7 protein-coding genes are annotated in these 8,956 nt (G+C 39.3%); 5 read left to right on the top strand and 2 right to left on the bottom strand.

What is annotated here, in order from left to right; genetic code table 11:
- Positions 1-227: 227 nt before the first annotated feature.
- The gene (gene rocD / locus AC4MRQ_RS23565) at positions 228-1,454 is read right to left on the bottom strand and encodes an ornithine--oxo-acid transaminase (protein ID WP_491200184.1); all 1,227 of its coding nucleotides are present in this window, start codon (positions 1,452-1,454) and stop codon (positions 228-230) included.
- 217 nt (positions 1,455-1,671) lie between these two features.
- Between rocD and AC4MRQ_RS23570 the strand changes: the two genes are divergently transcribed.
- From AC4MRQ_RS23570 to AC4MRQ_RS23590, 5 genes are all read left to right on the top strand, one after another.
- Positions 1,672-2,361, top strand: coding sequence for a DUF554 domain-containing protein (locus tag AC4MRQ_RS23570; RefSeq protein ID WP_491200185.1), 690 nt, complete (start codon positions 1,672-1,674; stop codon positions 2,359-2,361).
- A 27-nt stretch (positions 2,362-2,388) separates the two neighbouring features.
- A complete protein-coding gene (locus AC4MRQ_RS23575) occupies positions 2,389-3,825 on the top strand; it encodes a RapZ C-terminal domain-containing protein (RefSeq protein WP_491200186.1) in 1,437 nt (478 codons plus the stop codon).
- A 155-nt stretch (positions 3,826-3,980) separates the two neighbouring features.
- A complete protein-coding gene (locus tag AC4MRQ_RS23580) occupies positions 3,981-4,697 on the top strand; it encodes a nucleotidyltransferase family protein (protein ID WP_491200190.1) in 717 nt (238 codons plus the stop codon).
- A gap of 9 nt (positions 4,698-4,706) precedes the next feature.
- Positions 4,707-6,089 carry a Na+/H+ antiporter NhaA gene (nhaA, locus tag AC4MRQ_RS23585; RefSeq protein ID WP_491200187.1) on the top strand — a complete coding sequence of 461 codons (1,383 nt, stop codon included), beginning with the start codon at positions 4,707-4,709 and terminating at the stop codon, positions 6,087-6,089.
- Positions 6,090-6,578: 489 nt separating this feature from the next.
- The gene (locus AC4MRQ_RS23590; RefSeq protein ID WP_491200188.1) at positions 6,579-7,487 is read left to right on the top strand and encodes a DMT family transporter; all 909 of its coding nucleotides are present in this window, start codon (positions 6,579-6,581) and stop codon (positions 7,485-7,487) included.
- A 307-nt stretch (positions 7,488-7,794) separates the two neighbouring features.
- On the opposite strand, the gene AC4MRQ_RS23595 is transcribed toward AC4MRQ_RS23590, so the two are convergent.
- Positions 7,795-8,505 carry a phosphatase PAP2 family protein gene (locus AC4MRQ_RS23595; RefSeq protein WP_491200189.1) on the bottom strand — a complete coding sequence of 237 codons (711 nt, stop codon included), beginning with the start codon at positions 8,503-8,505 and terminating at the stop codon, positions 7,795-7,797.
- Between the last annotated feature and the right edge of the window lie 451 nt (positions 8,506-8,956).

An 8,956-nucleotide genomic window follows, 5' to 3' on the forward strand; every position in this document is an offset into this window, starting at 1 on the left:
AGATCAAAATGATGCAAAAAGTTGGTGTAGTTGTGGAAGCTTGCATTAATTGTGCTGATATGTATGGTGTTTCTGATGATTTACGAAAAATGGATATTGATGTAAAGGCTATGGGGAAACCGCTTACAGACAGGCTTAAACAAAATTGGAAACAACTAAACTTCTAGACAAAATAAAAGCCGGTCTTCAAGAGAACCGGCTTTTTTTATGATCGTTAGTCAATTCTATTATGCGAATTGAGCAATCGTTTTCTTAATAATATCAATAGCTTCGCGCAATTGCTCTTCATTGATAACCAATGGCGGGGCAAAGCGAATAATGTGCTCATGAGTTGGCTTAGCAATCAAACCATTTTCCTTCATTGCCACACATACATCCCAAGCCGTTTTTCCATTCTTAGGTTTAATGGCAACAGCATTCAATAAGCCTTTACCACGAACCAGCTCAATCATATCAGAATCAATGCTTAGCATTTCTTCACGGAAGATCTTACCTAGTCTTTCTGAGTTCTCAGCTAAATTCTCATCCTTAATAACATCTAAGGCAGCCATAGCAACCTTACACCCAAGTGGGTTACCTCCATATGTTGAACCGTGCTCACCTGGTTTAATCACCAGCATTACGTCATCGTCGGCCAATACTGCTGATACAGGGAATACGCCGCCTGAAATGGCTTTCCCAAGAATCAGGATATCCGGCTTAACACCTTCGTGATCGCAAGCTAACAGTTTACCTGTACGTGCAATACCGGTTTGTACTTCATCAGCAATGAAAAGAACATTCTTTTCTTTACACATTTCGTAAGCTTTCTTCAGGTAGCCTTGGTCTGGTACATAAACACCAGCCTCGCCCTGAATAGGCTCAACAAGGAATCCAGCTACATTTGGATCTTCCAGTTCTTTGGCTAAAGCATCTAAATCATTATAAGGAACGGTAACAAAACCAGGGGTATATGGTCCAAATCCTTTGTATGAATCCGGATCGGTAGACATTGAAATGATGGTGATGGTACGTCCATGGAAGTTATCGGCACAAACGATTATTTTAGCTTCATTTTCAGGAATACCTTTCTTGTCATAACCCCATCTTCTACAAAGCTTAAGAGCTGTTTCATCAGCTTCAGCACCAGTGTTCATTGGTAATACCTTGTCAAAACCAAAGTACTTAGCCATGTATTCTTCAAATTCACCTAAAACGCTGCTGTAGAAAGCACGTGAGGTTAAAGTTAGCTGCTGAGCTTGCTCTGTTAATGCATTAATGATTTTAGGGTGACAGTGTCCCTGGTTAACAGCAGAATAAGCAGAAAGGAAGTCAAAATAACGCTTGCCTTCAACATCCCAAACATGTATGCCTTCGCCTTTTTCAAGCACTACTGGAAGTGGATGGTAATTATGTGCTCCGAACTTATCTTCACGAGCGATGTAATCTGCAGGTGTCATCTTCTTATCGGTCATAATACAGATTTAATAAGTTATTATTGTTTCTTTATTTGGTTGCAAGCAAAATTAGGAGATTAAATGAGAAAAAGATATGGCTTAAATATGAGTTTTGTCATTAAAAAAAGCGAACACAACAAAACTTAAATATGGCATAATTGATAAAAGCATGGACTGATTTCGTGGTTCATCGATATTCCTTTATTTTTACACGTTCAATATTAATATCAATTCAATGTTATTAGGCGGAACCATTGTTAATGCGGCAACAGTTGTTATAGGAAGTACCATCGGAATCTATCTGGGCAACCGTATTCCTGATAAGCTCACCAAAGGGGTGTTTCAGGCGATCGGATTGTTTACATTGGTGCTTGGCCTTAATATGGCTTTAAAAGGACAAATGCTTTTGGTTATTGTTTTTAGCTTGATTATCGGAACTATTATTGGTGAATTGTTTAACCTTGATAAAGCCGTTGAAGGTTTGTCAACAGCTCTTAAAACAAAATTAAAGCTTAAAAATCCAAAGTTTACAGAAGGTATGCTGACAGCCTTTTTACTCTACTGTATCGGCTCAATGACTATTATTGGTGCAATTGATGAAGGCTTAGGAAAGGGATCACAAATTCTATACACCAAAGCCATGATGGATGGTTTCTCGGCCATTGCTTTAGCTTCGGTATTTGGGCTTGGTGTTACCATGTCGGTAGTACCCCTGATAATTTTTCAGGGCGGCATCACTTTGCTGGCTTTTTGGCTTGGGGATTTTATAGGCGATGATATTATTAATGAGTTGACAGCTGTGGGAGGAATCTTGCTGGTTGGCCTTGGAATAAATATATTGGAGATAAAACAGATACGTATTATGAATATGTTACCATCGCTTATAGTAGTGGTGGTCCTGGTAATTGTTTCATCTATTTTTTAAGTTTGAACTCATTTAAGACTAAATAAATTGGAACCAAATACAAAATCAATATTAATAGGAATGTTTGAGGAATGGGCTGGGGAAGAGGCTCGTTCATTTATCACATTACCTCCTTCAGGCTCTTATCGGGAATACTATAGAATCAGTGGGCGAACTAAATCGGCTATGGGAGCCTATAATGCGGATCAAAAAGAGAATAGAGCTTTCCTTGATTTTTCAAAACACTTTAAGTCAAAAGGATTATCTGTACCTGAAATCTACGCAACGGATATAAAGAACAATGTCTACCTGCAGCAGGATCTTGGAGATATTACACTTTACGGCTTTTTGCAAGGGATTCGCAAGGGGAAAGACTTTCCTGAAGAGTTGCTGACCTTTTATAAAAAGACAATTAAAAAGCTGATATGCTTCCAGATAAAAGGTGGAGAAGGCTTAGATTATTCAAAATGCTATCCACGTCAGGCATTTGATAAACAATCCATGTTATGGGATCTGCATTACTTTAAATACTACTTTCTGAAATTGGCACGTGTGCCATTTGATGAGCAGGCCTTGGAAGATGATTATCATCGACTGATTGACTTTTTGCTGGAAGTTGATCATGATTACTTCTTATACCGTGATTTTCAATCGCGCAATGTAATGGTGGTGGATGATGAACCTTGGTTTATCGATTACCAGGGAGGGCGTAAAGGTGCATTGCAATATGATTTAGCTTCTTTATTATATGATGCTAAAGCAGATATCCCGGTTGATATCAGAAAAGAGTTGCTTGAGTATTATGTCACAGAGCTGGGAGCTTATCAGGCCGTCGATAAAACTGAGTTTATCCGGCATTATTACGGATATGTGCTAATTCGTATCATGCAAGCTATGGGTGCCTATGGTTTCAGAGGCTTTTATGAAAAGAAAGAGCACTTCCTGAAGAGCATCCCGTATGCCATCAATAATCTGAAGTTTTTATTAGATACCGTCGATCTGGGAATCGCATTACCGACCTTATTTGCGGCATTAAAAAATGTGACCGAATCGGAGGAATTGAAAAACATTGGCCAACGTAATGAATTGCTAACTGTTAAGATCAGTAGCTTTTCATACAAACGTGGTATTCCGGTTGATGTGTCGGGTAATGGTGGTGGTTTTGTATTCGACTGCAGGGCCATTCATAATCCTGGACGTTACCCTGAATATGCTGAAAAAACAGGCAAGGATGAGGAGGTCATAGCTTTCTTTGGTAAAGAACCGGAGATGGCCAACTTTCTGAATGATGTCTTTTCAATTGTCGATAAATCGGTGGAAAAATATATATCACGCGGCTTCAAAAACCTGATGGTGAATTTTGGTTGCACCGGCGGTCAGCACCGATCGGTCTATAGTGCAGAACAATTAGCTTCGCACCTTCAACATAAATACAAGTTAAATGTTGACTTAAAGCATGTCGAGCAAGATATGAAGAAGCGATAATTATTTATGGGAAAGAAGAAGTGTAAAGATCCGGAGAAATTAAATAACCCGATTGTAAAGGAGAGTCACCAATATGTGTGTAAAAAGTGTGGCATTGGATCGAAGAAAGAAAATAAATTGTGCAAACCTCAAAAAGTAATTAAGTAGTGAATGCGATGATATTTGCTGCCGGGTTGGGTACGCGACTGAAACCATTAACCGATAACTTACCGAAAGCATTGGCACCTTTCAATGGTCAGCCCCTTTTGTGGCATGCTATTAAAGAACTGGAAGAGCTGAGCGTTAAACGAATTGTTGTGAATGTTCATCATTTTGCCGGGCAAATTATAGAATTTGTTAAGCAAACTAACTGGCAAACTGAAGTTGTGATATCGGATGAGTCGGGGCAGTTATTGGAGACTGGTGGCGGATTAGTAAATGCCAAACCACTATTCATTCCCAATGAGCCGATTTTTATTCGAAATGTAGATATTATAACATCTACAAATCTAGAAAGTTTCATATATTCGCATCGGCAAAATAAAAATGATGCAACTTTAATGGTCAAAAGTCGTAACACATCGCGTTATTTAGAATTTGATGAAAGCATGCAGTTGTGCGGCTGGAAAAACATAAAGACAAACGAACAAATAGAAGTGTATCCGTCAGATAATAAGGTTGATTTAGCATTCAGTGGAATGCATATCATTGAACCGAAATTATTGGAGATGATGGGTGAGGTCAGGCCTTTTTCAATAATTGAAGCTTATCTGAAACTGGCCAAAGAGTTTTTAATAAAAGGATATCATGTTCCTGATGAAGATGCATGGTTTGATGTAGGGACAATTGATAAACTAACACAAGCTGAATTATTTTATAAACCAGGGAAATAAATAAAACAAATGAGTGAAATTCAAAGTGGAACCGGAAGACGTCGATTGGGCGATCCGCTTCAACAATTTATTAAATTCTTTTCCAGTGGTAGTGCCCTGTTGATGATGGCAACAGCGGTTGCAGTAGTATGGGCAAATGTAGATCACGATAGTTATCATCATTTCTGGCATAGTCCTTTCGGGATATCATCAGAACTTTTTAATGTTGAGATGGGATTGATGCATTGGATTAATGATGGCTTAATGGCAATTTTCTTTTTCGTGGTTGGATTGGAAATCAAACGTGAATTTTTGGCCGGTGAGTTAAGTTCGTTTAAACAGGCATCATTACCAATTTTTGCAGCTATTGGTGGTATGGTCGTACCAATTATTTTTTATTTCTCTTTTGGTTTTGAAGGGACGGCAGCAAAAGGCTGGGGTATTCCTATGGCAACTGATATCGCATTTTCATTAGGTATATTATCTCTGTTAGGAAAACGGGTTCCTTTGTCACTAAAGGTCTTCCTGACTGCATTGGCTATTGTGGACGATCTGGGAGCTGTTTTGGTTATTGCTTTGTTCTATGGTGGCGATTTAAATTGGACTTACCTGATGGTTGCAGGTATATTATTAGTAATATTAACCGTAGCTAACCTGAGGAATATTCAAGACCTGAAATTATATACCTTTTTAGGATTTATCATTTGGTATTTGTTCCTGCAGTCGGGCGTAAGCGGACCGGGAACTGGGTTACACGCTACCATTGCAGGTGTATTGATAGCCTTCACAATTCCTGCTCGTCCTAAGGTGCATGTCAACGAATTTCTGGCACGTATCAAGTCGGGATTAACGCGTTTTGATTCTGTTCCAAAAAGTGAGAATGAGCGTGTATTGACCGATGATCAGTTGTATGCTATTAACGAAGTAGAATACAGTGTGAAAAAGGTACAGAGTCCACTGCAATTTATCGAACACCAGTTTCATGGTTTTATCAGTTTATTCGTATTGCCGGTATTTGCCTTGGCCAATGCAGGTGTAACTATTTTCCATCATGGTGAGGGTAGTGGAGAAGTATTTACCACATTATCATTGGCTATCGCCTTTAGTTTGGTAGCTGGTAAGGGTATTGGTATTACCTTCTTCTCATGGTTATCGGTTCGATTAGGAATTGCAGTTAAACCTAAACGTTCATCATGGTTGTCCTTCCTGGGCTTGGCATTCCTTGGAGGTATAGGTTTTACCATGTCGATATTTATTGCGAGCCTTGGTTTTAAAGAAAGTGCCGACCTATTAAATCAGGCCAAGATTGGTATTTTCGTAGGTTCCATCTTAGCTGGTTTATTCGGATTCTACATATTGAAATACTCACTTAAGAAAGATGAGGAAAGTAAACCTGTAACCATAAGGGAGTAAGTTAATCACTAAAGAAATAGATGAAGGAGTGCCTGTGGGTGCTCCTTTTTTTGTGAATAGGGTTAGAGTTCAGGGTTCAGAGTTTTGGGTTTGGTGTTTAGTGTTTTGGGTTCGGAGTTCCGGGTTCGAGGTTTGTCCTCACCTGCTGACTATAAGCGATATGTAAATGTCAGCTGGTGAGTAAAAAGGAAACTAATTCCAGCTTTCGACCATAGTTTTGATACTTGCGTCATTTGTTTCCTAATACTTTTCTGGTTTATTCAGGTTAGGGGTTAAATTTTAGAGTTTTGCGTTCCGGGTTCAGAGTTTCGAGTTTAGGGGTGTGGGAGCGGTTTGGTATCACTTATATCTTATTCCTGATTACAGCCTTACCGGTTTTAACCTCTCACTATTTACTACCCATTTTTATGCGTCATGCAAATGAATCTTGTGTCATTTGTCTAATGTCTCGTATCTATTATTACTACATTTGCAGCATTCAATAAACCTATGACACAATTTATTAATACACATCTGGGAGAATTAGCTGCATTGGTAACAGCAGTATGCTGGACATTTACTTCACTTTCGTTTGAATCGGCCGGTAAGAAGGTGGGCTCCATGTCCGTTAATATTATACGACTGGTGATGGCCATTGGACTATTAGGTACTTTGCAGTATTTCCGCTTTGGTTATTTCTTTCCCGAGGGAGCGGATGCTTACCAGTGGTTTTGGCTTTCGGTGAGTGGATTGGTAGGCTTTGTAATTGGCGATTTGTTGTTGTTTCAGGCCTTTGTGGTGGTAGGTGCCCGCATTTCCATGTTGGTAATGTCCTTGTCACCTCCTTTGGCAGCCTTCTTTGGATGGCTGTTGTTGGGTGAGCAATTAACTGCGGCTCATATACTGGGAATGATTGTAACTATGTCGGGTATTTCATTGGTTATATTGGGTAAACCGACGAATGGGAAGCGCATTGAAGTGAAATATCCCATAAAAGGTGTATTGCTCGCATTTGGAGGAGCTACCGGACAAGGCTTAGGTTTGGTGCTAAGCAAATTGGGAATGGGAGATTACGACCCGGCATCCGCCACTATGATCCGCGTGATTGCGGGCACTATAGGCTTTGCAATACTGTTTATCTTTACTGGTCACTGGCCAAGAGTGATCAAAGCATTAAGTTATGGCGCTGCCATGGTACGCATATCCATTGGGGCGTTTTTTGGTCCGTTTCTGGGGGTATCATTCTCGCTTTTAGCCATTAAATATACGACTACAGGTGTGGCATCCACCATAATGTCGATTGTGCCTGTATTGATCATTCCGCCTGCCATATTAATCTTCAAAGAAAAAGTATCCTTAAAAGAAGTTGCCGGAGCAGTTTTGGCCGTTCTTGGGGTAATTGTTCTGTTTTGGTATTAATGCGAGATAATAGTTAAAACCAAGTTAAAATACATATGTACCGAACTTACAGTCCTCATTGACAATGTTTATATAATCATAGCCCTTACGGACTATGCTAATATGTATTGTCCTTACAGGACACTGACTAATGAATCTAAACAATTGGCCTGAAAGGTCTATGCATAATAGCGCAGGGTGAAGCCCTGCGATCAGTATAACAAAATGATAAAGCACTGAAAGTGCGATACATTAAATCAATTTAGTCAAGTGACTAGTATTGCAAAAGATCAACCACAAATGACACAAATTTCACAGATTATGAAGCCTACCCCGTAATCTTCAACATCACTTTAGCTGCTGTTAACAAAGTCCCGGTCATAATGATAATCGAAAAGTAGATTAGTCGTGGATCTTTACCAAAGGACTCAGCAATGCCTGATTTCAGGATGCGTTTGTTATGGTGCGATATAACAACGAATCGTGGTAGTACTCTCAGGTAAATCTCATAAACAATGCGTCCGAGGATGATACCCAACAGGAATCCGCCGATAATATCTCCCGGAAAATGCACTCCCATATAAACACGCGAATAAGCATTGATAGCGGCCCATATAAATATAAAAATACCATACGTTCTGTTTCTGAATACCAGAGAAGTAAACATGGCTAAACCGAATGAATTGGTGGAGTGTGAGGATACAAAGCCATACAAGCCACCTCGTTTGCCATTAATCAGATGTACCAGGTATTTCAAACCCTCATCGTGCGAAGGTCTGAAGCGTTCAAAGCCATTCTTAAATATATTGGTCGAAATCTGATCACACAGAGTAATCAATAAGCCAATAGCCAGCATAGTTACCAAACCGCGGATACCATGTTTCTTAAAAATGACATAAGCAATCGTCAAGTAAAGCGGAAGCCATACTTCCTTACTGGTAAACATCCAGAAGAAATTGTCCCAGTAACCGTTATGAAAGCTATTCAGATATAAAAGTAATTCCTTGTCAAGTTCGATGAGTGATTGTAGAAGCTCCATTGTTTAGTAATTTGTTCCGAAAATAAACTTTTCTGAATTAAATTAAGAGTGATATGCATAATAGTTGGTTAGTTTTTAGTCAGAAGGCAGTAGTTTAATTGTTGACCACCTCATCCTAACCTTCTCCTCGAAGGAGAAGGAAACGTTTCGTACCAATTAAAACTGACTTTGTTAGTTCATCACAACACTTTCCAGGTGCGCTCATCCTCTCCTTTTGAGGAGAGGACCGAGGTGAGGTGTAAAGCTATTAAATGTTGTGGGTAAAAGGATCGAATCTTTATTGGCAGTTTGCTTATAAAGATTCGATCCTTAGAACTAAAGTTTTGAATCATATCAATATCCTACAATCTCATGTTCCCATCTGCATCCTTCTCATCATTCCTGATAATATGAATGTCTCGCTGAGGAAAAGGTATCTGGATGCCTTCTTTATTGAGTGCATCATAAATCA

This window comes from Carboxylicivirga sp., assembly GCF_982718395.1.